Source organism: Mucilaginibacter psychrotolerans (assembly GCF_004519315.1).
Taxonomy (GTDB): Bacteria; Bacteroidota; Bacteroidia; order Sphingobacteriales; family Sphingobacteriaceae; genus Mucilaginibacter; species Mucilaginibacter psychrotolerans.
The window spans coordinates 50,437-73,123 of record NZ_SOZE01000027.1 but is presented as its reverse complement, the minus strand read 5'-3'; the positions used below and the strand labels follow the sequence as shown (position 1 = coordinate 73,123).

19 protein-coding genes are annotated in these 22,687 nt (G+C 46.0%); 10 read left to right on the top strand and 9 right to left on the bottom strand.

Features of this window, described 5'->3' with window-relative positions; genetic code table 11:
* Nucleotides 1-301: 301 nt before the first annotated feature.
* The 3 genes from E2R66_RS21225 to E2R66_RS21215 form a co-directional block, all read right to left on the bottom strand.
* Entirely contained in the window at nucleotides 302-994 is a 693-nt protein-coding gene (locus E2R66_RS21225; protein WP_133234523.1) for an ATP-dependent Clp protease proteolytic subunit, read from the bottom strand.
* Nucleotides 995-1,104: 110 nt separating this feature from the next.
* The gene (locus tag E2R66_RS21220) at nucleotides 1,105-1,371 is read right to left on the bottom strand and encodes a hypothetical protein (RefSeq protein ID WP_133234521.1); all 267 of its coding nucleotides are present in this window, start codon (nucleotides 1,369-1,371) and stop codon (nucleotides 1,105-1,107) included.
* The gene (locus E2R66_RS21215; protein ID WP_133234519.1) at nucleotides 1,352-1,891 is read right to left on the bottom strand and encodes an RNA polymerase sigma factor; all 540 of its coding nucleotides are present in this window, start codon (nucleotides 1,889-1,891) and stop codon (nucleotides 1,352-1,354) included. The genes E2R66_RS21220 and E2R66_RS21215 overlap by 20 nt, the downstream gene beginning before the upstream one ends.
* Before the next feature lie 552 nt (nucleotides 1,892-2,443).
* Here E2R66_RS21215 and E2R66_RS21210 point away from each other — a divergent pair.
* Complete coding sequence (locus tag E2R66_RS21210; RefSeq protein ID WP_133234517.1) at nucleotides 2,444-3,754, top strand: aspartate kinase; 1,311 nt, start codon at nucleotides 2,444-2,446, stop codon at nucleotides 3,752-3,754.
* A gap of 108 nt (nucleotides 3,755-3,862) precedes the next feature.
* Nucleotides 3,863-5,083 carry a diaminopimelate decarboxylase gene (lysA, locus tag E2R66_RS21205; protein ID WP_133234515.1) on the top strand — a complete coding sequence of 407 codons (1,221 nt, stop codon included), beginning with the start codon at nucleotides 3,863-3,865 and terminating at the stop codon, nucleotides 5,081-5,083.
* Between the two features lie 70 nt (nucleotides 5,084-5,153).
* Here the strand turns inward: lysA and E2R66_RS21200 are convergent, their stop codons facing one another.
* Together E2R66_RS21200 and E2R66_RS28480 are read right to left on the bottom strand one after the other, a co-directional pair.
* Entirely contained in the window at nucleotides 5,154-5,804 is a 651-nt protein-coding gene (locus E2R66_RS21200) for an HAD family hydrolase (RefSeq protein ID WP_133234513.1), read from the bottom strand.
* A 56-nt stretch (nucleotides 5,805-5,860) separates the two neighbouring features.
* Complete coding sequence (locus tag E2R66_RS28480; protein ID WP_158288471.1) at nucleotides 5,861-6,010, bottom strand: hypothetical protein; 150 nt, start codon at nucleotides 6,008-6,010, stop codon at nucleotides 5,861-5,863.
* A gap of 88 nt (nucleotides 6,011-6,098) precedes the next feature.
* On the opposite strand from E2R66_RS28480, the gene E2R66_RS21195 reads away from it, so the two are divergent.
* The 3 genes from E2R66_RS21195 to E2R66_RS21185 all read left to right on the top strand — a co-directional run bounded on the left by E2R66_RS21195 (nucleotide 6,099) and on the right by E2R66_RS21185 (nucleotide 10,218).
* The gene (locus E2R66_RS21195; protein WP_133234511.1) at nucleotides 6,099-7,238 is read left to right on the top strand and encodes a GAF domain-containing protein; all 1,140 of its coding nucleotides are present in this window, start codon (nucleotides 6,099-6,101) and stop codon (nucleotides 7,236-7,238) included.
* A gap of 86 nt (nucleotides 7,239-7,324) precedes the next feature.
* Complete coding sequence (locus E2R66_RS21190; RefSeq protein WP_133234509.1) at nucleotides 7,325-7,519, top strand: cold-shock protein; 195 nt, start codon at nucleotides 7,325-7,327, stop codon at nucleotides 7,517-7,519.
* A 305-nt stretch (nucleotides 7,520-7,824) separates the two neighbouring features.
* Nucleotides 7,825-10,218 (top strand): glycoside hydrolase family 31 protein, encoded by a 2,394-nt coding sequence (locus E2R66_RS21185; RefSeq protein ID WP_133234507.1) that lies wholly within the window; start codon nucleotides 7,825-7,827, stop codon nucleotides 10,216-10,218.
* 443 nt (nucleotides 10,219-10,661) lie between these two features.
* Here the strand turns inward: E2R66_RS21185 and E2R66_RS21180 are convergent, their stop codons facing one another.
* A complete protein-coding gene (locus E2R66_RS21180; protein ID WP_133234505.1) occupies nucleotides 10,662-11,570 on the bottom strand; it encodes an IS3 family transposase in 909 nt (302 codons plus the stop codon).
* Complete coding sequence (locus tag E2R66_RS21175; RefSeq protein ID WP_133234499.1) at nucleotides 11,567-11,893, bottom strand: hypothetical protein; 327 nt, start codon at nucleotides 11,891-11,893, stop codon at nucleotides 11,567-11,569. Before E2R66_RS21175 ends, E2R66_RS21180 begins: the two co-directional genes overlap by 4 nt.
* A gap of 461 nt (nucleotides 11,894-12,354) precedes the next feature.
* On the opposite strand from E2R66_RS21175, the gene E2R66_RS21170 reads away from it, so the two are divergent.
* Nucleotides 12,355-14,772, top strand: coding sequence for an ABC transporter permease (locus E2R66_RS21170; protein ID WP_133234497.1), 2,418 nt, complete (start codon nucleotides 12,355-12,357; stop codon nucleotides 14,770-14,772).
* A 161-nt stretch (nucleotides 14,773-14,933) separates the two neighbouring features.
* Entirely contained in the window at nucleotides 14,934-15,365 is a 432-nt protein-coding gene (locus tag E2R66_RS28475) for a hypothetical protein (RefSeq protein WP_158288470.1), read from the top strand.
* A gap of 64 nt (nucleotides 15,366-15,429) precedes the next feature.
* Here the strand turns inward: E2R66_RS28475 and E2R66_RS21160 are convergent, their stop codons facing one another.
* Both E2R66_RS21160 and E2R66_RS21155 read right to left on the bottom strand, forming a co-directional pair.
* Nucleotides 15,430-15,861, bottom strand: coding sequence for an SRPBCC family protein (locus E2R66_RS21160; protein ID WP_133234493.1), 432 nt, complete (start codon nucleotides 15,859-15,861; stop codon nucleotides 15,430-15,432).
* A gap of 39 nt (nucleotides 15,862-15,900) precedes the next feature.
* Nucleotides 15,901-16,959 (bottom strand): glycoside hydrolase family 130 protein, encoded by a 1,059-nt coding sequence (locus E2R66_RS21155; protein ID WP_133234491.1) that lies wholly within the window; start codon nucleotides 16,957-16,959, stop codon nucleotides 15,901-15,903.
* Between the two features lie 322 nt (nucleotides 16,960-17,281).
* Between E2R66_RS21155 and E2R66_RS21150 the strand changes: the two genes are divergently transcribed.
* From E2R66_RS21150 to E2R66_RS21140, 3 genes are all read left to right on the top strand, one after another.
* Entirely contained in the window at nucleotides 17,282-17,884 is a 603-nt protein-coding gene (locus E2R66_RS21150; protein ID WP_133234489.1) for a TetR/AcrR family transcriptional regulator, read from the top strand.
* A gap of 328 nt (nucleotides 17,885-18,212) precedes the next feature.
* Nucleotides 18,213-19,352, top strand: a complete 1,140-nt coding sequence (locus tag E2R66_RS21145; protein WP_133234487.1) for an efflux RND transporter periplasmic adaptor subunit — start codon at nucleotides 18,213-18,215, stop codon at nucleotides 19,350-19,352.
* A 115-nt stretch (nucleotides 19,353-19,467) separates the two neighbouring features.
* On the top strand, nucleotides 19,468-22,674 hold the full coding sequence (locus tag E2R66_RS21140) for an efflux RND transporter permease subunit (protein WP_133234485.1): 3,207 nt from the start codon (nucleotides 19,468-19,470) through the stop codon (nucleotides 22,672-22,674).
* Nucleotides 22,675-22,687 lie beyond the last annotated feature (13 nt).

Genomic DNA, 22,687 nt, shown 5'->3' with positions numbered 1-22,687 from the left:
CCCTGGCATCTCAGGCAAGAATATCCGCCAGCTAACTTCTTATCCAAAATATATTGGAGGCAATCCTGCTCCGTTTTAAACTTATCTCTAAATTCGTTGATACTAATTCCGCTAAACATAGTAAGTTATTTAGCTTAAATATACTAAATAACTTACTGATTATCAATAATTTATTAACAAAAAAAACGCTTTGCGAACTAAATACATAATCCTATTAATGAATTTATGGAAATTACAGAATCATACCTGGCGCTTCCATTCTGTAAATTCTTTAATTCCTTTAAAATTCGAGTTCAGACATTCAGCCTTTTGGCCCTAGCACCTCATCTATCATCCCAAATTCCCGTGCTTCGGCGGCTATCATCCAGTGGTCGCGGTCGGATACCTGGTACACGCGTTCGTAGGGTTGGCCGGTGTGTAGGGCGGTTATCTCGTATAATTCTTTCTTCATTTTGGTGACTTGTATGGCCGCTATCTCTATATCGGCAGCAGTTCCCTGCGCCCCTCCGGAGGGTTGGTGCATCATCACCCGCGAATGGGGGAGGGCGGCGCGTTTGCCCTTGGTCCCTGCGCAAAGCAACACCTGGGCCATGGAGGCGGCCATGCCCGTACAAATGGTGGCTACATCGGGCGAGATGAACTGCATGGTATCGTAAATGCCCAGTCCGGCGTAAACCGAGCCGCCCGGCGAGTTGATGTAAATTTGGATATCCCTTTTTGCATCTGCCGATTGCAGGAACAACAATTGCGCCTGGATGATGTTAGCCACGTGGTCGTCTACTGCGGTACCCAGGAAGATGATCCTGTCCATCATCAAACGACTGAAAACATCCATCTGCGAGATATTGAGCTGCCGCTCTTCCAAAATATTGGGTGTCATACCCACGGGCAGGTTAGCTGTATTTACCCGACTGATAAACCTATCCACATGCAAACTATTAGCATGGCGGTGCCTTACCGCATATTTGCGGAACTCATTTGTATTCATTTTCATAAAAATTTAATTAGTTCTTAGCGGGGAGCCTCATCCCAACCCTTCTCCAAAGGAGAAGGGCTTATTTTGTATTTTTTAAAGTCCTCTCCTTTGGAGAGGATTAGGTGAGGCTATCGAAATAAACCCATTATTTTCTGCCTAAAACTTTGATGCTGCGGTTGGGTTAATAATTGGGTATGCACATCGTTGATAACGCTCACCAGGTTTTTACGCCCGTATTGCTGCACCAGGCCAAGGGTTTGCTTGTGCCATTGCACTTTAAGGGGCAGCTCGGCATCAAGCAATAGCTTTGCTTCAAAAAGCAGTGCCTCATCTGGTGCGGCAGATCCTTGCACGTGTTCGTCTATCTGCTGTATCTCAGTCAATAAAGTCCTCATATTGCAATGCGTTTTGTTTGATGGTTTCGCGTACTTTTTCCAGGCATTTGTATTTCTGCACGGTTACCGACCGCTCGCCGGCGTACCCAAATAACCCGGCAATTTGTTTCATGGGCAGCTTGTCGTAATAGAAGGCACCCAGCAACTGCATGCAGCGCTGCCCTGCGGTTTCCAGGTAATGCTGTAATTTTTCGGCAATTGGTTGCGGTTCGATTTCATCGGGCAGGTCGAATCCTTCAAATTCATCCAGCGAAATATCGTAGCGCCCGTTCCTGAATTTTTTGTGCCAAAGGTGTTTGGCAATGCCGAGCAAGTAGGCGCTTTCTCCTTTTTGCAGTTCTAATTTCCCAATGGCGGCTTTCTCGTAATAAATAACCAGTGCATCCTGGAAAACATCGCGTGCATCATCAACGTTGCCGCCCAGTTTAGCCACATACCGGGCTACCGCCGGGAAAGCGCTTTTGTAAAGCCGCATCATTAGCTTTTCGGTTTCGGCATTTGTGTTATTTACTGGCATCATATCCGCGTTTAATAGTATGTGCAGGATTTTGGAGGATTATCACCCTAAGGTGAGGATTTTTTTTGACTTCTATTATTTCTCAACGTCATTGCGAGTATCCATCAGGGGGTGCCCTGAAAAAAAAGGTTATGACGTGTAAAAAATACATACTGATAATCAATAGCTTAAGGCCACGTCATTATAAGGAACGAAGCAATCTCCCGATAAGCAGAGCAAATAGCAAGGCCGCTTTTCCTGTGTAGAGATTGCTTCGTACCTCGCAATGACGCGGTGGTGAAAGTGTTTCCGGCCGCACGGCCCACCACGTTCTGTCCGTTTTCGCCCGAAGCTTCTTCTGCTACCCTTAAAAAAAGAATCAGTCAATCCTTTAATCCTAAAATCAAGGTTCAGACATCAACGAAATCTCAAAATCATTAAAATCAACGGTTCAGACGACATCCCCGATTCAGATAATTTCTACCAAACCAGTAGAATATTGCTTTAAAATCCTATTTTTAGCGCCGCAAACGCTGGTGCATGCATGTCGGCGATTTTTTTAAGGGAATATATAGAATGAAAGTTTTAAAATTTGGCGGTACATCGGTAGGTAGCCCCGACCGTATGAAAAAGCTGCTGGATATCATCAACCCCGCCGAGCAGCAAATTGTGGTGCTGTCGGCCGTATCGGGCACTACAAATAGTTTGGTTGAAATTGGTCAGGCGTACCTTGCCGGCGATAAGCAGAAGGCCGCCCACTTGATTACTGTATTAAAGGATAAGTACGAAGTATTTATTAAGGAACTTTTAGCCAAGCCGGAGTTTTACGAACAGGGTAAAGAAGTTATCGATTACCATTTCAGGGTGTTAAGCGGCCTGGCTAACGACCTGTTTACCCCCATAGAAGATAAGATCATTTTAGCGCAGGGCGAATTACTCAGTACCACGCTTTACCATATTTACCTTAAAGAGATCGGCGTACCCAACGTACTGTTACCTGCTTTAGAGTTTATGAAGACCGATGAGGACAGCGAACCAATTGTTGACCATATCACATCGCACCTTACGCCATTGCTGGAGCAGCATAAGGACAACAACCTATTTATTACCCAGGGCTACATTTGCCGCAACGTTTTTGGCGAGGTAGATAACCTGCGACGCGGCGGCAGCGATTATACCGCTTCATTAATAGGAGCGGGCATTCGCAGCGAGGAAGTGCAGATATGGACCGATATAGACGGCATGCACAACAACGACCCACGCATCGTAAAGGGGACCAAACCCATTGCGCAACTATCTTTCGACGAAGCTGCCGAGCTGGCTTACTTCGGTGCCAAGATATTGCACCCGCAAAGCGTGTTCCCGGCGCAAAAGTACAAGATCCCCGTGCGTTTGCTGAACACCATGGACCCACAGGCTCAGGGTACCTTGATTACTAACGACAGTGAGAAGGACAAAATAAAATCCATTGCCGCTAAAGACGATATTACCGCCGTAAAGATACAAAGCAGCCGTATGCTGCTGGCACATGGCTTTTTACGCCGCGTTTTTGAGGTGTTTGAGCGTTACAAAACCAGTATCGATATGATCACCACATCAGAGGTGGCCGTTTCGGTAACCATTGACGATACTACCTATCTAGGTGAAATAACTAAAGAATTAGCTGCCTATGGTTCTGTAGATATCGACGTGAACCACACCATTATTTGCGTGGTGGGTGATTTCGGTGCCGAAAAACACGGCTATGCCGCGCGGGTGCTGGAAGCCATAAAGCATATCCCGCTAAGGATGATATCTTACGGCGGCAGCGACCATAACATGAGCCTGCTGGTAAAAACAGAAGATAAAGTGGAAGCCTTGAGAAGCTTGCATAATAGGCTTTTTTAAGCCCCACCCAACCCTCCCCTGAAGGGGAGGGCTTTAAGAAATAGATTTATATAGACCACAAGATATTAAAAGTCTCCCCTTTCAGGGGGAGATTTAGAGGGGGCTTAAATGTTCAAACAAGATACCATAGAACGCTTTGCGGAGATTGAGACTCCGTTTTATTACTACAACATGGATGTGTTGCGGCAAACGCTTGATGCTTGTCGCGATGCATCGTCACAATACGGGTTTCATGTGCATTATGCCATGAAGGCAAACTTCAATACCAAAGTTGTTGCTGCCGTGCAAGCCTACGGCTTTGGTGCCGATTGCGTGAGCGGTAACGAAGTAAAAGCTGCCATTGAGCACGGTTTCGACAAAAGCAAAGTGGTTTTTGCGGGCGTAGGTAAATCTGATAAAGAGATAAACCAGGCGCTGGATGCGGATATCTTCTGCTTCAATGTAGAATCGATACAGGAGTTGGAAATTATCGACGGGTTGGCGAAAGCAAAAGGCAAAGTAGCCGGGGTTGCTATCCGCATAAACCCCAATGTGGACGCGCATACGCACCATTTTATCACTACCGGACTGGATGAGAATAAATTCGGCATAAATACATGGCAACTGCATGATGTAGTGGTGATGCTGCGCAAATGCGCTAACCTTAAATTTTTAGGTATCCACTTTCATATCGGTTCGCAAATAACGGATATGGAGGTGTACAAAAACCTTTGTACCCGCATTAACGAAATGCAAGACTGGTTTGAGAATCATGGCTTCGCCATAAAAATACTAAATACTGGCGGCGGCCTGGGGGTTGATTATCACAATCCCGATGGTAACACCATTCCTGATTTTGAAAGTTACTTTAAAGTGTTCAAAAAGTTCCTGAATGTTAAACCCGGCCAGGAGGTACATTTTGAACTGGGCCGCGCATTGGTTGCGCAATCGGCCTCGCTGATTTCGCGCGTGCTGTATGTGAAGATAGGGCAGAAGAAGAATTTTCTGATCCTTGATGCCGGCATGACCGAACTGATGCGCCCAATGCTGTACCAGGCTTACCACGTTATTGAGAATTTGAGTCAGGAATCAAGAGTTAAGAATCAAGAATCAAGAGACAAGAATCAAGAAGAAGGCGACCACTCACCACTCACTACTTACCACTCACCAATAAAATACGACGTAGTCGGCCCTATCTGCGAAAGCACGGATTGTTTCCGTAAGGATGTTGACCTGCCGGAGTCTTTCCGTGGCGATTTGATCGCGGTGCGTACAGCAGGTGCTTACGGGGAGGTGATGGCATCTAACTATAACCTGCGCGATGCCGTGAAATCGGTTTATTCGGCCTAGAACTTACAGGCCAAAGCCGCAAGCCGGGATTTATTGAGCAAATTGCTGTAATAAATCCCGGCTTGCTCGTTTACACCAATGCTTTTATATAATCATCGTTAAAATCGCCGGCGAAATGCAGGATGTTATCCAAAGCGTCGAAATCTTCTACGGGGTGGGTGGTTGTGAGGATAACGGCCTTCATGCCGGCATTGCGGGCCGCTTCGGCACCTTTAGGTACATCTTCGAATACGATGCAATCTTCGGGCTTTACGCCCAATAAAGCAGCCGGTTTGGTGAATGATTCAGGGTCGGGTTTGCTATGGGTAACATCGTGCGCGCTTACAATGGCTTTAAAGTAATGGCGGATGTTGAGGTTATCCAATACGAAATCGATGTTGGATGGTATAGCCGCCGACCCGATAGCCATAGGGATACCGGCCTGATGTGCGCGTTCTAAAAATTCGGCAAGACCGGGTAGCAGCGCCAGTTCGCTGATAAATTCGCGGCGGTATTGCTCTTCCTTGTCTTCAGATAGTTTATCCATCTCCTCGGGGCTGAATTTGCCCGAGCCGAACAGCCTTACCAATACTTCGGCATTTTTGCCGTACATGTTTTGTTTGATCTGCTCATCAGTAAAGTTGCCGCCCAATACTTCGTTGGCTACGCGTTTCCAGGCGGCGGCATGGTAGGGCATATCGTTTACCATGGTGCCGTTCAGGTCGAAAATAAATGCTTTCATCGGCGGCAAAAATAATCGAATGCCTTCAAACCGCCTCATTATATTAACCGTATATTTTACATATAATAATAGTATTTGCCGATGCCCGTTTTGTGCCCGCCCAAAAAGAATGTTGCTGAAAGGTTAAGGATAGTGTTGCAGGAAGGGTTGGTGTGCGTAATTGTTTCAGCGAAGCCCCTGGCACAGGCCGGGGCTTTTTGGGCCATTCGGCAAGCCTTTTTTATATCGGTTTATTAACGGCGACATTTTGTTACGCCCGCGTAAACGAATTTATGATGTATTGTATCCTCTGCCATGAAAGATAATGAGTACCTGCGCCTTAACGCAGTTGACAGGTTTAAAACCCTCGATGCCGGTATTGTAAAAGATTTGAACGAACTGGTGAGCCTCGCCGCAGCCGTCTGCCAAACCCCCGTGGCCCTGGTAACCTTATTAGATAAGGATGTGCAGTGGTTTAAGGCATCGGTAGGTACCGAGGTGGAATGTACCCCGCGTAGCGTTTCTTTTTGTAACAACACGATTAAACAAACCCAGTTGGTGATCATACCCGATCTTTTAGCAGACCCTAATCATAAAACCAACCCGCTGGTTACAGGGGAGCCATATGTTCGGTTTTATGCCGGCTCGCCGCTTATTACAAAAGACGGATTTGCGATAGGGAGCCTTTGCGTAATAGACATGGAACCGCGGGGATTAACGGAACATCAGAAAAAAGCGCTCAAAACCCTGGCCTCGCAGGTGGTAAACCTGATGGAACTGCAATGGAGCCTGAATAACCTGGAGCATCAGTATCAAAAAGAGCATGAGCAAATTCAGGCCCGTAAAGCCTACGAGATAAAACTGAGGGCCGTTTTCGATAGCTCAAACGATACCCATATTTTGGTTGGGCGTAATTACGATGTACTTGCCTTTAACCGCTCGGCGTCTATATTCCTACGCAGCCACTATAAGCATAACCTTTGCATCGGCGATTCGATACTCACCTACACCGAGCCGGCGGTACTTAACCAGTTCAAGAAATATTTTAGCATAGCGCTATCAGGCCGCTCCATTAAACGCGAATGGCGGCTGATGCCCGGCACCCCGCTGGAGTGCTGGAAGGTAACCACGTTTGTGCCCGTGCGTGATGATGATGGCATTGTGATAGGCGTATCGCTGAACTCAACCGATATTACGCACCGTAAACGGCAGGAAGCGTATATCAACGTGCAAAACGAAGCCCTGCAGCGCATAGCCATGATACAATCGCACGAGTTGCGCCGGCCTGTAGCTTCGCTGATGGGCATTATGGATTTGCTGAAGATGGAAAATATCTACTTCAATTATTTCGAAATGATGGAACTTACCGTGAACGAATTGGACGAGAAAATACGCGGGATAGTAAAAGATTCTGAGGATACGCTGCAAGGCAGGCACCTTGCGATTGTAGCCTGAAATTAAAGCCCTGCAAATGTAAGATTGGGCAATATTGCCCGAATGCCGATTATTATCCCTACATTTGTACTTTAATAAATAAAATAATGCAAAAAGAAGGAACAGTAAAATTTTTCAATGAGACAAAAGGTTTTGGTTTTATCACACCTAACGGTGGTGGTGCCGACGTATTTGTTCATTCAACAGGCCTGATCGACGAAATCCGTGAAAACGATAAAGTTGAGTTCGAAGTAGAGAACGGCAGAAAAGGCTTAAACGCAGTGAAAGTAAAAGTTGTTTAATTATATTAATAACTATTAAGCTTACGAAAACGCCCCGATTTATCGGGGCGTTTTTTTTTGCATTAGATTTTCGCTAACTGTTACTCCACAAATCTCGGCATAGCGGCTTATAGTGTTTCTGTCCCCGAAGGAACTCCGTTATTTTCGCCAATTTCTGAGTTTTTTATCTCTGGAGATGCTAAAATGATACATTGTTAACTTTTTATAGCCCATGGTTAACATTTGTTTTATGAATATGTACAATTGACACATCCGCTCTTGAAGGCTGTCGCTATTTTTAAAAAATCAATTATCATTCATTATCTATGTTTCAGATAAATTCTTTTTTTAAGAAATCGACACTGCTGCTGCTCTGTATTATGGGTTTCATTGGGGCAGAAGCTGCCGTTATCTCGTATACCAAAAATGCCAAAGGGGTAACTTTTAAGCTGGATAAAGGCTTGATGCAACTCAACATCTGCCGGGCGGATATTATAGAGGTAAAATATACCATCTTCGATAGTTTCTCTGCCAAAGAATCACTGGTGGTAAACAATAAATGGCCGCTGGCTACAGCCTATACCGTTACCGACGGCAAAACCGAAGTGACGATAACCACCGCCAAGCTCAAGCTCAAGATAAATAAGGCTACAAACGCAATCACCTATTGCGATTTAAGCGGTAAGGTAATCACTGCCGAAGCCGCCGGCAATAAAGCCATGGCACCTGCTACTATTGCGGGCATCAGCACTTATAACTGTACCACGCAATTCGTTTCTCCGGCCAACGAGGCCCTGTATGGGATGGGCTGCCATCCGCTGGATTCGCTTTCTATCAACTACAAGGGCCGCAACCAGGATATGGCCATCAAATACCTTACAGGCGCTATCCCGGTAATGCTCTCTACCCAAGGGTACGGGCTGATGTGGGATAATTATTCCGCGTCTAATTTTTACGGAGCAGAGGATGGCAACACCAAATTTAAATATGTATCAGAAAGCGGCAAACAGGTAGATTACTACTTTTTCTACGGCCCGGGTTTCGACCGTATTATCGATTTGTACCGCACCGCAACGGGCCGCGCGCCTATGTTCGGAAAATGGGCCTACGGGCTTTTCCAATCGCAAGACAGGTACCTCAGCGAAGCCGAGATACTTACGGTAAAAGATAATTACCGCAATAACCATATTCCGGTGGATGTGTTGGTACAGGATTGGTATTACTGGGATCCGCTGCCAATCGGTTCGCACATTATGAAGCCCGAGCGTTACCCGCACCCCAAACAAATGATTGATTCCCTGCATGCAGCCAACCTGCATGCCATGATCTCGATATGGCCGGTATTCGGCAAGGGTACGCCAAATTACGATGCGCTGGATAAAATGGGCGGCCTTACCAGCATTACCTGGGATAACGTGGTTACCCATACCTTCGATACTTATTACGATGCCCATAACCCAAAAGCGCGCGACCTTTATTGGGCACAAGCACGCGATAGCCTGGTAAAACGCTACGGTTGGGATGCCTGGTGGATAGATCAATGCGAACCCGATAACGGCGCCCTGCTTGATGAGCGCCGCAAGGCCAATTTTTACACCGGCAAGGGCATCGATTATTTCAACACTTACTCTTTGCAACATACCAAAGGCGTGTACGAAGGCTGGCGCAGGGATATCCCCGGCAAACGGGCTTTCTTTCTGGTGAGGCAATCCTTCGCGGGAGAGCAGCGCAATGCCGCTACGTTATGGTCATCAGATATCGAATGTACTTTCGCCAATTTCAAAAACCAGGTACCGCAGGGCATCAATGCCTGCGCATCGGGCATACCCTATTGGACATCAGATATTGGTGGCTACCATTGGAAATGGACAGCACCCGATTGGTCGAAACCTGAGTTTAGGGAACTATTTACCCGTTGGTTTCAGTTTGGGGCCTTCAGCCCAATATTCCGTATCCACGGGAAAGGGGAGCGGGCCATCTTCTCTAAAAACTGGGACGAAGATACGCGTGCTACGTTGCTCAAATTTGATAAGCTGCGTTACCGTTTGCTGCCATATATCTACTCGCTGGCCGGTCGTGTAAATACCGAGAATTATACCATGATGCGCGCCCTTACCTTCGATTTTCAAAAGGATGCCAAGGTTTACAATATTCCTGATCAGTATATGTTCGGTCCGGCGTTTTTGGTTAACCCGGTTACCGCGCAACTGTATACCGGCGCAGGCGCTTCGGGCAAAGCTAAAACACGTGAACTATATTTACCTGCAGGTACCAGTTGGTACAACTTCTGGACGGGCGAAGTTACCAAAGGCGGACAGAAACTGTCGGTTAATGTGCCGATGGATATGATGCCGATATATGTACGTGCTGGTTCCATCATCCCGATGGGGCCGGTAATGCAATACGCCACCGAAAAACCAGCTGATAATATAGAGCTGCGTATTTACCCAGGAGCAAACGGCACCTTTAAATACTACGAAGACGAGAACGAAAATTACAATTACGAAAAAGGTGCAAAGGCAACCTTTACTTTGAATTGGAATGACAAGCTGCATCAGTTAAGCATCTCGGCCACCAAAGGTAGCTTTAAGGGAATGCTGAAGAAGCACACGTTTAATGTGGTACTGGTGAACGGCGCGCACGGCTCAAACACTGGTACAGCGGATAAGATCGACAAAAGCGTAGTTTATACAGGTAAAGCTGTGGTGGTAAAATTATAGACACGCTTTGAATTAACACGAATTATTCTAATTGAAACGAATTTCGCTAATTTTTAAAAAACGGATGGAACAATTTAACATAGCTACTCAGGCGGATTTGTGAAATTTTTTCTTAATTCGTGTTTACTCAATTTGAATGAACACGAATTATTCTAATTGAAACGAATTTCGCGAATTTTTAAAAAACGGATGGAAGAATTTAACATAGCTACTCAGGCGGATTTGTGAAATTTTTTCTTAATTCGTGAAATTCGTGTTTACTCAATTTGAATGAACTGACTCGTCCTAATGAAGGTTGACAGTATTTTATAAAGATAAAACTATTATTGTTTGTTTGTCGTGTTAGGATGTGGGGAACGCGTAGCGTTGTCCACATCCTAACACGTTTTTCTTTTTTTGCTTCTTTTTTTCTTTTTAAAAGATGCGCCTTTTTTGTTGATAACTTACCCTTCCCTTACAGCCTCCTTCCCTGGTTTCTTCTTATAATAATTTTTCCAGCAGCGTTTTACTTTGAGTTTCCGGGTATGCACCAGCGCCGGCGTTAACATCGATATGCTGCTGTGCGGCCTCAGATAGTTGTAAATGTTTACCGCTTGCATTACTGCGGCCCTTGCGTCATCCAAATCCGTAAAAGACGGTTTTAACAGCTCCATTTTCAGGATACCATTCACCCGCTCAGCAATCGCGTTATCCCTCGGATCTCCGCTTTGTGTCATGCTGATATTAACTCCATTATCCTGAAGCATTTTCACATAATCATTGCAACAGTATTGCGTCCCCCTATCCGAATGGTGCATAAGTTCTTCATTGCCTTTACGCCCATCCAGAGCCATTTGCAGCGCACATATGCAGCCTTCGGCAGCAAGGCTTTCGCTCACGTAGAAGCCAACTATCTTGCGGCTATACGCATCTGTTATAAGGCTTAGGTAAGCATCCTGGTTACAGAGTTCAAGATATGTGATATCGCTCACCCATACCTGTTCAGAGCGTACAGGCACCAGTTTTTTGGACAGATCAGGGTATTTTTTCATCCAGTGGTTCGAATCGGTAGTTTGTGGCTTACCGCGCCGACGCTTGTTAAGCAACCCATACTTGCCTAGCATCCTGAAGAAACCATCCCGGCCTATACTCAAACAATGCAACTTCATAAAGGGGCCCATCAGGAAATATAGCTTCCGGCCACCAATATGAGGCTGTAGCTCCCGGTAGCCTATAACCTGCTGAACCAGTAAATCCTCTTTGAGGGGCACATGCTCTTCCAATAAACGCCTTTTATAATAAGCTTGGCGGGAATAACCAGACAGTAAGCATAGCCTGGACAAACTGCCGCCCAAGGCTTGCTCTACTTTCATGACCGCCTGGTGCCAGCTTTTTTTCTGATGTCAGTGCCATGCTGATCGTCAGATATGTCTATCATCGCCTCCAATAAGCTGATATTCAACCGGGCCATACGAAGTTCTTCCTGCAATGCCTTGACATCCGTTGGCATACCCTCCCGCACTGCCCGGATAGACGCTGCATACTCCTCAAATTTTCTCTTTTTTTTCTTCTCCATAGCAACCCATCTGGATACGCTTGCATTCCCGAAACCGTATTTCAGCCCTAATTTAGTTGAAGTCGTCCCGCCTGCAAAGTATTCCTTTATTGCTAACGCTTTTTTCTCTGAATATTCCATGGTCACACTATTTTTGGGTAAACCTATATCAGGACAAGTCAAACACGAATTATTCTAATTGAAACGAATTTCGCGAATTTTTAAAAAACGGATGGAACAATTTAACATAGCTACTCAGGTGGATTTGTGAAATTTTTTCTTAATTCGTGAAATTCGTGTTTACTCAATTTGAGTGAACACGAATTATTCTAATTGAAACGAATTTCACAAATCTTTCAAAGCAAACTGAATAATTAATTGAAAAATTGGCGACACAGCTACTCTGTAGGCTTGTGAAAATTTTTCTTAATTCGTGAAATTCGTGTTTACTCAAAAAAAGCCTTTACTGTTCGATATCGTACACCCCATGTATTAAATCCGAACGCATTAGGAGTTTTTTATTTTGATTATATCGCTGATATTTAGATAGTTGTATTTTTGGTATCGTTTTAGCCTTATCCGTATTACCAAACTGATAAGCCATGCTCAAAAACTATTTCCTTATTGCGTTCCGTAACCTCTCTAAAAACAAGGCGTTCTCCTTTATCAATATTTTTGGCCTGGCCATTGGTATGGCGGCTTGTTTGCTTATACTGCAGTACGTAAGCTTTGAGTTGAGTTACGACAATTTTCATGTGAATAAAGACCGCGTTTACCGCGTTAACCAGGACAGATACGATAAAGGCAAGCTGAGCACCCAATGGGCGGGCGGAGCTTTTGCTGCGGGCAGCGCTTTTAAAGCCGAAGTACCCGAAGTAGAGGATTTTGTAAAGCTGGTTCCCGCGGGCGACGCGCTGGCTAATTATAAGGACGAGAAACTCGTCATCAAGAAGGACTTCTACTGCGGGCCCGCCTTTTTCAAACTATTTACCTACCCCTTGCTAAGTGGCAATCCGGCAACCGCCTTAATAGAGCCGAACTCGGTGGTGATTTCGGAAGATGTGGCCATGAAGCTTTTCCATAGTACTGATGTAATTGGGCAAACCTTAACACTTAATACCACCAAACTGCTCAAAATTACCGGTGTAATGAAAAACATGCCGGCTAACACGCACCTGAATTTCGAGGTGTTGCAATCTTACAGCACCCTGTTGAAAGAAAATCCGCCAAGGGATGGCTATAACCTGGATAATGCCTGGTATAACGATGGCTGCACCACCTACCTATTATTAAAGCCAGGCGTGGACCCTAAAACGGTTGAAAGTAAATTTTTACCCATCGTAAAAAAAGCCTACCAACAAATTGCCAGTTCGGGCGCGAGCGCTATATATACGCTGCAGCCCATGCCGAGCATCCACCTTTACTCTAACCGCATGTTCGAGATACAAGCGAATGGCGATGGCAAATCTGTTTACCTGTTACTGGGCATCGCCATTTTCGTAATCATCATAGCCTGGATCAACTACATCAACCTCGCAACGGCCCGCGGCATTGGTCGCGCTAAGGAGGTTGGTGTGCGCAAAACGCTGGGTTCGGCCAAAACCCAGTTGGTAACGCAGTTTATGCTGGAGGCCATGTTCCTGAACGGACTGGCGGTGTTACTTGCCATAGGGTTTATTGCGATTTGCCTGCCTGTAATGGCCAATGTTGCTGGTGTAGATATCGGCTTCTCGTTATTCGCAAAACCTGGTTTTTGGGCCACGGTAATCGGGATGTTCGTGGTAGGGACCTTTTTCTCTGGTTTTTACCCGGCCATTGTTTTATCCGCATTCAAACCCATAGAGGTGATGAAAGGGAAACTGACCACATCGCCAAAAGGTATCATTCTACGCAAAGGGATGGTTATTTTCCAGTTTGCAGCTTCTATATTCCTGCTGATTGGTGCATTAACCGTGTACCGGCAGATAGATTTTATGCAGAACCAGAAACTGGGCCTAACTATCGACCAAACCCTGGTAATAAAAGCCCCGCTGGTTAAGGTAGATTCTTTTTACCGCAGCATGAGCGCATTTAAGCAGGAATGCCTGAAACAGCCATCCATCAAAAGCATCACCGTTTCCACATCCGTACCCGGAGAACCTGTAGGCTGGAACGCCGGCGGTATAAAACTTACCGGCGCCCCAGACAATACAGCCGACCAATACCGTATCATCGGCGGCGATTACGATTACCTCACCGCATACGACCTGAAACTGATCGCCGGCCGCAAGTTCTCCAAAGAATTCTCCACCGACCCTAAAACCGTAGTATTTAGCAAAACCGCCGTCCGCCGCTTAGGTTTTGATAAGCCGGAACAGGCCCTGAACAAACGTATCGACTTTTGGGGCGATGTTTACACCATCATAGGCGTTGTGGATGATTTTCACCAGCAATCCCTGCGCGATACTTATGATGCCATCATTTTCCGTTGCATACCCGATGTTAGGGGAGATATATCGGTAAAAGTAAGTGCTACCAACGTGGCGCAAACCGTTGCTGCCTTAAAAAGCAACTGGGATTCGTTCTTCCCCGGCGACCAGTTCGACTACTTTTTCCTCGATGAACACTTTAATGACCAATACAAAGCCGACCAGCGCTTCGGGCAGGTATTCGGCATATTTACCGTAATTGCCATTTTTGTAGCCTGTTTAGGCTTGTTCGGCCTGGTATCGTTCACCATTGTACAGCGCACCAAGGAGATAGGCATCCGCAAGGTGCTTGGCGCATCGGTAAATGGTATATTACAGCTGCTGTATAAAGATTTTGCACTGCTGATATTAATGTCCTTTTTGGTATCGGCACCGCTGGGCTGGTACGCCATCAGCAAATGGCTCGAAAGCTACGCCTTCCGCATCAGTATCAACCCGGTTTTGTTTATCGTGCCGTTTTTAACGGTGCTGGTAATTGCCTTTGCAACGGTATCCTGGCTCAGCGTAAAAGCAGCCTTAACCAACCCGGTCAAAAGCCTCAAAACAGAGTAGATCAGGTTTATCTTTTTTACCAAGCCCGGCCAGTAAGCCGGGTTTATTATTTACAGGTGATACAATTTTGGTGGCATTTATTTCAATACTATGGTATAATGGCTTTTTGGCACGATATTTATCTTATAGTTAATGTAATAAACCATTAAATTAATTATATTATGAAAAAGTTAATCTTAACATTCGCTGTTATTGGATCGTTTACTATCGGTGCTGCCGTGGCACAAGTTACACCAACCCCTAAAAACGATACTGTAGTAAAACCAAGGCAAAAAGTAACACCAGCAAAGCCAACCACGCCCACAACACCGATTATTCCAACGACACCAACCACGCCGACGAAGCCGACGATGCCAACTAATCCTACAACACCAACTATACCGAATACACCCACAAACCCTACTAACCCAACTTATCCAACTACACCCACAAACCCTACGGTGCCAACCACACCAACAAATCCCACCGTACCGAGTACGCCTGCACCAATACCAAGCACACCAACAAACCCTACCGTGCCGAGTACGCCGGCACCTATACCAAGTACACCTGCACCAGTCCCAACAACACCGCCTGCCAGGCCTACCAAATAATATTATCTTTATAAAAAAACAGGCCGTTGCATATTAACAACGGCCTGTTTTTTTGTTGGTTCGGTTATTGCTCTTCCACAAACTTCTTTAAGCTTTCGCCCAATATGTAATTCCAGCCTTTAGAGAAACTGTCTGGTGCGAAATCGGGGCTATCTTGTGGCATAGTTTCCAGGCCGCTGTGTGTAATGCGTACCAGGGTTTGGAAGCCCTCGGGGAATAGCTCAAAGCTTACTTCCGAATCTCCGGGGTAATTTTCATAACGCCAGGTATAACTTAGCTTCTTTTCAGACTCAACGGCAGTTATAAGGCAATGATGGATATATTTCTCGCCTTTGGCACCCTGCCCGGCAAAGCTGAATTCAAAGCCAACACGCGGCTCGAAGCTTTCCAGCTGAAAATACCATCGCTTAATCTTTTCGTTATCGATAAGGGCCTCCCAAATTGTGCTCGCCGGCGCAGCCAGCAAACGTTCTACTATAAGGGGTTGTGTTTCCATAGGTTTATGGAGGTTTTGTTTTTCGAAATTACGAAGTTCTTAACTCAAACCCATCGCAACGAATATTTCTTTTATTGATAAATGCGCTCCGCAAACATGCTCATCGGCAGCGCCGTAATACATAGTAATGGTATCACCGTCCTCCTCCACAATATGCCCGTTGGTGAATACCACATGGCCAAAGAAGCCGGTAAGCTCGTAACCTTCTGATGGTACCATAATTGGCTCCTGCGTGCGGGCCAGCACTTTATAAGGGTCGTTTAAATCTAAAAGGAAGGCACCCAAGCAATATTGATGCTCATAATTGGCGCCGTGGTAAATCTCCAGCCAACCTTTTTCGGTTTTGATTGGGGAGCAGCCGGCACCAACACGTGCACGGTCCCACATATTGCTGCGGGTTTTTACAATGCATTGATGATTGCCCCAATGCACGCCATCCGGCGATTGTGCCAGCCAGATGTAATTGCCGCCTATATCCACGCTGCTGGGGCGGTGCAGGGCGTAAAACAGGCCGTTTATCTTTTCCTCAAAAATGGCGCAGTCTTTATTATGCGGCGGTAGAATCATACCGTGCTCTTCGAAGTTCTTCCAGTCGGTAGTGGTGCGCATACCTACGCCCACACCGCTATCGCTTACGGCGGTAAAAGTGAGGTAGAATTTATCTTCCAAATGTGTAACGCGGCAGTCCTCTATCCCAAAGGTTTGTAACGGCCCTTTGCCAACCAGGTATTGATAGCCTTCTGGTTGATAGAACTTAACGCCGTCATCGCTGCAAAGCAAACGCAGGTGCGATAGGGTAGTTAGGTAATCCACGCCTTTATAGCGTACTACGCGCGCATCTGTGGCAATCAGGTCGGCATCATCTAAAGCAATTTCCATAATCTGTGTTTCGCCGGTTGCGGTTAATATCGGGAAGGAAACAATTACCTCGCTTTGTTGGGGCCGTTCGGCAACGCGTACCAGCAGCCATGTTTTGCCTTCGAACCTGAATACCCCTGGATTGAGCAGGCAAGCTATATGCAGCCCGTCCTGGCTCGGTTTTAAATGGGAGGGGGATAGTAAAGGATTTTGCGGGAAGCGTTTTGCAATATCTGCCATAGCAATACTCAGTTGGTTTGTAAGTTTAACAGGAGGGAGGAGGGAAAGTTTGGAGATTGTCTGAACTCGAATTTTTCGCAGGATTAATTAAAAAGGCGCTCAAGAGGGCTTTGCCGTTAAACGATTTTGGAATTTTGCAAAAAGCTAATCCTCTACATACCTTCTGTTAATTCGTTTAATTCAATAAATTCGAGTTCAGAGAACCTATTTAGTAAACCAAGTTGACTTATTTCACTTCATGACAATTAAATTATACGGAATCTAATTTATCGCTGTACATTTGCTTAACACTGTTAAATGATTTAATAGTTGTTAACGCAAAATGGCAAGTAAAGACAGGATATTACGTTTAAAGGAAGAAACCAGGGCAAATATCCTGGATGCTGCCCTGCGTATAGTGAAAGAGGAAGGGTGGCAGGCTTTAAGCATGCGCAAGATTGCCGACAAGATTGAATATACCGCGCCTATTATATATGAGTACTTTGCAAGTAAAGAAGCTATCTTATTAGAGCTAAACCGCCAGGGTTATCTTAAGCTAGCAAAGGAACTGCAGTTAGCTAAAGACGATCATAACAGCCCGGCAGAACAACTGGAAGCGATGTGGCTTGCTTATTGGAACTTTGCCTTTGCCAACAAGGAGCTTTATCAGGGCATGTTCGGTATCACCACCAGCTGTGCCTGCGAAATGGTAAACAAATTGCCCGAGGCAGAATTACCCTGGGACATTATCACCGGCTCCATCAGCGAGCTGATGAAGATTGAAGATTTAGAATCGGAGATTATCTGTACCAAGTACTATACGTTTTGGTCTATCGTCCACGGCTTGGTCTCTATCAATTTGCTGGATAGGGGCAACTCAGATGAGATCAACAGGCAGGTATTGCGCGATGCCATCACCGGCATCATCAGGAGCATAACACCTTAACGTTATAAAGGGAATGCGACACCGGCACGACTGGTATTGATAAAGATAAAGCATCTACATTATTAACATTTAAAAACTACAACTATGGAAATTAAATTCACACAATCATATCATTTACTTAACACTGTTAAACTATTTAATGATGTTATAACATGCAAATTGATGCAATGTTGATAAACATTGCATCAATAAGTTGACAAAATCGAAATAATACAAGGCCCTTCATCGTACCACTATGAATACCATCAATGCAAACGAATCCATCTACATCAATAGCCTTCGGGCAACAATTAATCCTACTAACTCACACTCAAAATTAATCATCATCATGAAAAGTATCTTAATAGCCATCATAGCGATAGCACTATTCAGTTGCTCGCCGGGCCAACAAGCGGCGCAAGCCCCCGCGCCGCCGGCTTTGCCCGTAACTACCGTAGCATCGGGCAATCAAACCACTTACCAGGAATACCCTGCCTCTATAGAAGGGACGGTTAACGTGGAAATTCGCCCGCAGGTTAGCGGCGCTTTAGATAAAGTATTTGTTGACGAAGGCGCATTCGTGTCTGCCGGCCAGCCGATATTCAAAATAAACGAACAGCCTTACCGCGCAGCCTTAAACAATGCATTAGCCGCCTTACACGCATCCGAAGCAGCAGCAGGCAACGCCCAACTGGAAGTTGATAAACTTACCCCGCTGGTTGCCAACAAAGTAGTATCGGATTATCAGCTTAAAACTGCCAAAGCAGCTTACCAGGTAGCTATTGCCAATATCGAATCGGCAAAGGCGAATGTATCTACCGCGCAAATAAACCTGGGTTACACCCTGATAAAAGCACCAGTTAGCGGTTATATCGGTCGCCTTATCAAAAAACAAGGCAGCCTGGTTTCTCCGCAGGATATTGACGCGCTTACCCAATTATCAGATGTACACGATGTGCATGTTTACTTCTCTCTGGGCGAAAAGGATTTCGTGGCCTTTAAAGAGCAATATCCCGGCGCAAGTCTTAAAGCCAAATTGGCTAACCTGCCTGCTGTTGCGCTTTTATTATCTGATAACAGCGAATACGCCAAGCAAGGTCATATAGATATGATAGACGGCCAGTTTGATAAAACTACCGGCGCTATCACCTTAAGAGCCAGCTTTAGCAATCCACAAGGCCTGTTGCGCAGTGGCAATACCGGCAAAATACGCTTGAGCCTGCCGCACAAGGATGCGCTCATCGTTCCCGAATCCGCTACGGTAGAAATGCAGGATAAAGTATTCGTTTGGGCCGTAGCCGATAGCAATAAAGTAAAAAAGCTGCCTATTACCATAGAAGGCAGAAGCGGTAACAACTACCTGGTTAAAGACGGCATTAAAGCCGGCGACCGTATCGTACTTTCAGGCATTGATAAATTGCAGGAAGGTGCTGTGATACAACCTCAACCAGTTGCGGCCGATAAAGCTGTAGCAGTTGCCCGTAATTAATAAATAAGAATCAAGATATAAGAATCAGGAGTCAAGACCAATAGGGATTGAGAGTGGAGACCGTGAGGTGTCTTGTCTCTTGGTTCTTATATCTTGCCTCTGCAATACAAAAGCCATGTTTCAGAAATTTATAGAACGGCCGGTACTTTCCACAGTTATCTCCATATTATTGGTGATCGTTGGCATACTCGGCCTAAGCAAACTGCCCTTAGAGCGTTTCCCTAATATTGCCCCTCCGGCCGTATTGGTAACCGCTGTTTACCCGGGCGCCAATGCCGAAACCATCTTACGTTCGGTAACACCTTCCCTGGAAGAAGCCATAAACGGTGTGGAAGGCATGACTTACATGACCTCTACCGCCAGTAACGATGGTTCGCTGGGTATCACCGTTTACTTTAAACAAGGTACCGATCCCGATCAGGCTGCCGTAAACGTGCAAAACCGCGTGTCGCAGGCCACCAGCCAGCTGCCTGCAGAGGTTGTGCAATACGGTATTACAACAACCAAGCAGCAAAACAGCTTTATTGGTGCAATAGCCATTTATACCGAGGATACCACCAAGTTTAACCAAACCTTTGTGGCTAACTACGCGCAGATAAACATCATACCCGAGATAAAACGTATCCCCGGCGTAGGTTCTGCACAGGTATTTGGTGGTGTTAAGGATTACAGCATGCGCGTATGGCTTAACCCTACGCAAATGGCCACTTACAAAGTTACCCCGGCCGAAGTAATGGCCGCCATACAGGATAAAAACCTGGAAGCATCCCCCGGGCGTTTCGGTGAGAACAGCAGCCAATCGTTCGAGTATGTAATTAAATATAAAGGCAAGCTTACCAAGCCCGAAGAATACCAGAATATCGCTATCCGCGCCAATGCAGATGGTAGCGTACTGCACCTTAAAGATGTGGCGCGTGTAGAACTGGGTGCTTATTCGTACAATAGCTACACCAACCTCGACGGGCACGATGGCGTTATATTAGGTGTTATTCAGTTATCCGGCTCTAATGCGAACGAGATACAGATACAGATTGATAAGCTGATGGAGAAAGCCTCTAAAAGCTTCCCTCCGGGTATCAAATACAACCAGTTCTATCGCACCAAAACCGATTTGGACGAATCCATCAAGCAGGTAGAACATACTTTGATAGAAGCCTTCATACTGGTGTTCATTGTGGTGTTCATCTTCCTGCAGGATTTCCGCTCTACCCTTATCCCCGCTATCGCGGTTCCGGTGGCTATCATCGGTACGTTCTTCTTTATGAACCTGTTCGGCTTCTCGGTTAACTTACTAACCCTGTTTGCGCTGGTGCTCGCCATTGGTATCGTAGTAGATGATGCCATTGTGGTGGTTGAGGCCGTGCACGCCAAGATGGAGCACGACCCTACGCTTAGCCCTAAGAAAGCAACTACCGAGGCCATGCACGAAATTACCGGCGCCATCATTTCGATTACGTTGGTAATGGCTGCGGTGTTCCTGCCCGTGAGTTTCATGAGTGGTTCTACTGGTATATTCTACAAACAGTTTGCACTTACCATGGCCATAGCCATTATCATATCGGCGGTTAACGCTTTAACTTTGAGCCCAGCCCTGGCGGCCCTGTTCCTGAAGAACAAGCATACTGCCGATGGAAAAGAAGCACCTAAAAAAGGCTTTGCGGATAAGTTTTATGCGGGCTTCAACGGCAGCTTCAACTACATTACCGATAGGTACATAGGCGGCGTAAAAGTGCTTATCAAAAATAAATGGGTAAGCATGGCAGGCCTTGCCGTACTGATTGCTGTTACCGTGTTTATGGTGAACCGTACCAAAACAGGCTTTATCCCAACTGAGGATCAGGGCTTTGTGGCCATTGCGGTTTCTACGCCATCGGGTACTTCCCTTGCCGGTACCAACAAGATATTCAAACAAGCCGAAGACCAGCTGAAAACGCTGCCATCTGCCAGGTTTGTAACCGCTTTATCGGGTTTCAACTTCCTTACTCAATCCAGCAGCCCGTCTGCCGGTGTAATCTTCCTGTTGCTTAAACCAACCGACGATAGGGGCGAGGTGAAAAATATCGACGAGATACAAAACATCGTGCGCGGCAAATTAGGCGCTGTACTGGGCGGCACTTTCTTCGTGTTCAGTTTCCCAACTGTACCAGGCTTTAGCAACGTGGAAGCGCTGGATGTAGTATTGCAGGATAAAACCAACGGTAAGCTGGATAAATTCAGCGGCATCACCAATAATTTTATTGCCAAGCTCATGCAGAAACCGGCTGTTGCCTATGCATTTACATCGTACAAAGCCGATTATCCGCAATTGCAATTGGATATCGACGACGAAAAAGCCAGTCAACTGGGCGTAAATGTCAAAGACATCCTCTCTACCATGCAGGCCTACTTCGGTACGGCACAAGCATCAGACTTTAACCGTTTCGGTAAATATTACCGCGTGGTGGTACAGGCAGATGTGCAAGACCGCACCGACCCAAGCACTATCGATCGCGTATTTGTTAAGAACAATAAAGGCGAAAACGTACCGATAAACACACTGGTGAAACTTACCCGCGTTTACGGTTCAGAAACGGCTTCGCGCTATAACCTATTCAACTCAATCGAAGTAAATGCCATCCCTAAACCGGGCTTTAGCTCGGGCGATGCCATTAAAGCTATTGAAGAAACGGCCAAAGAAGAACTGCCTGACGGTTTTACCTACGAGTTCTCGGGCCAAACCCGCGAAGAAATATCATCAGGCGGGCAATCAACCGTAGTGTTCCTGCTGTGTTTGGTATTCGTGTACTTCCTGTTATCGGCACAATATGAAAGCTATATCCTGCCGTTGGCGGTTATCCTTTCTATCCCTACCGGTTTGTTTGGTGTGTTTGCGGTATTGGGTTTAACCGGTATCGAAAACAACATCTACGTACAGGTAGCGCTCATCATGCTCATCGGTTTGCTGGCCAAGAACGCCATCCTGATTGTAGAGTTTGCGGTGCAGAAACGACGCAGCGGCATGAGCCTGGTCAATTCAGCCATTGAGGCAGCCCGCTTAAGGATACGCCCGATTGTGATGACTTCGCTCGCTTTCGTGTTCGGCTTGTTCCCAATGAGTATAGCCACCGGCCCATCGGCCCAGGGTAACCACTCTATCAGTATCGGCGCCGCCGGCGGGATGGTATCCGGCGTATTGCTGGGCTTATTCATCATCCCGGTACTGTTCGTGATATTCCAGCATTTGCAGGAACGCATCAGCGGCGTACCATTCGATAGACACCGGAATAAGAATACCGACGGTAGCGACAAGCACGTAGGTGAATTAAAACCGGAGATGATATAAATACCAGCCCCAC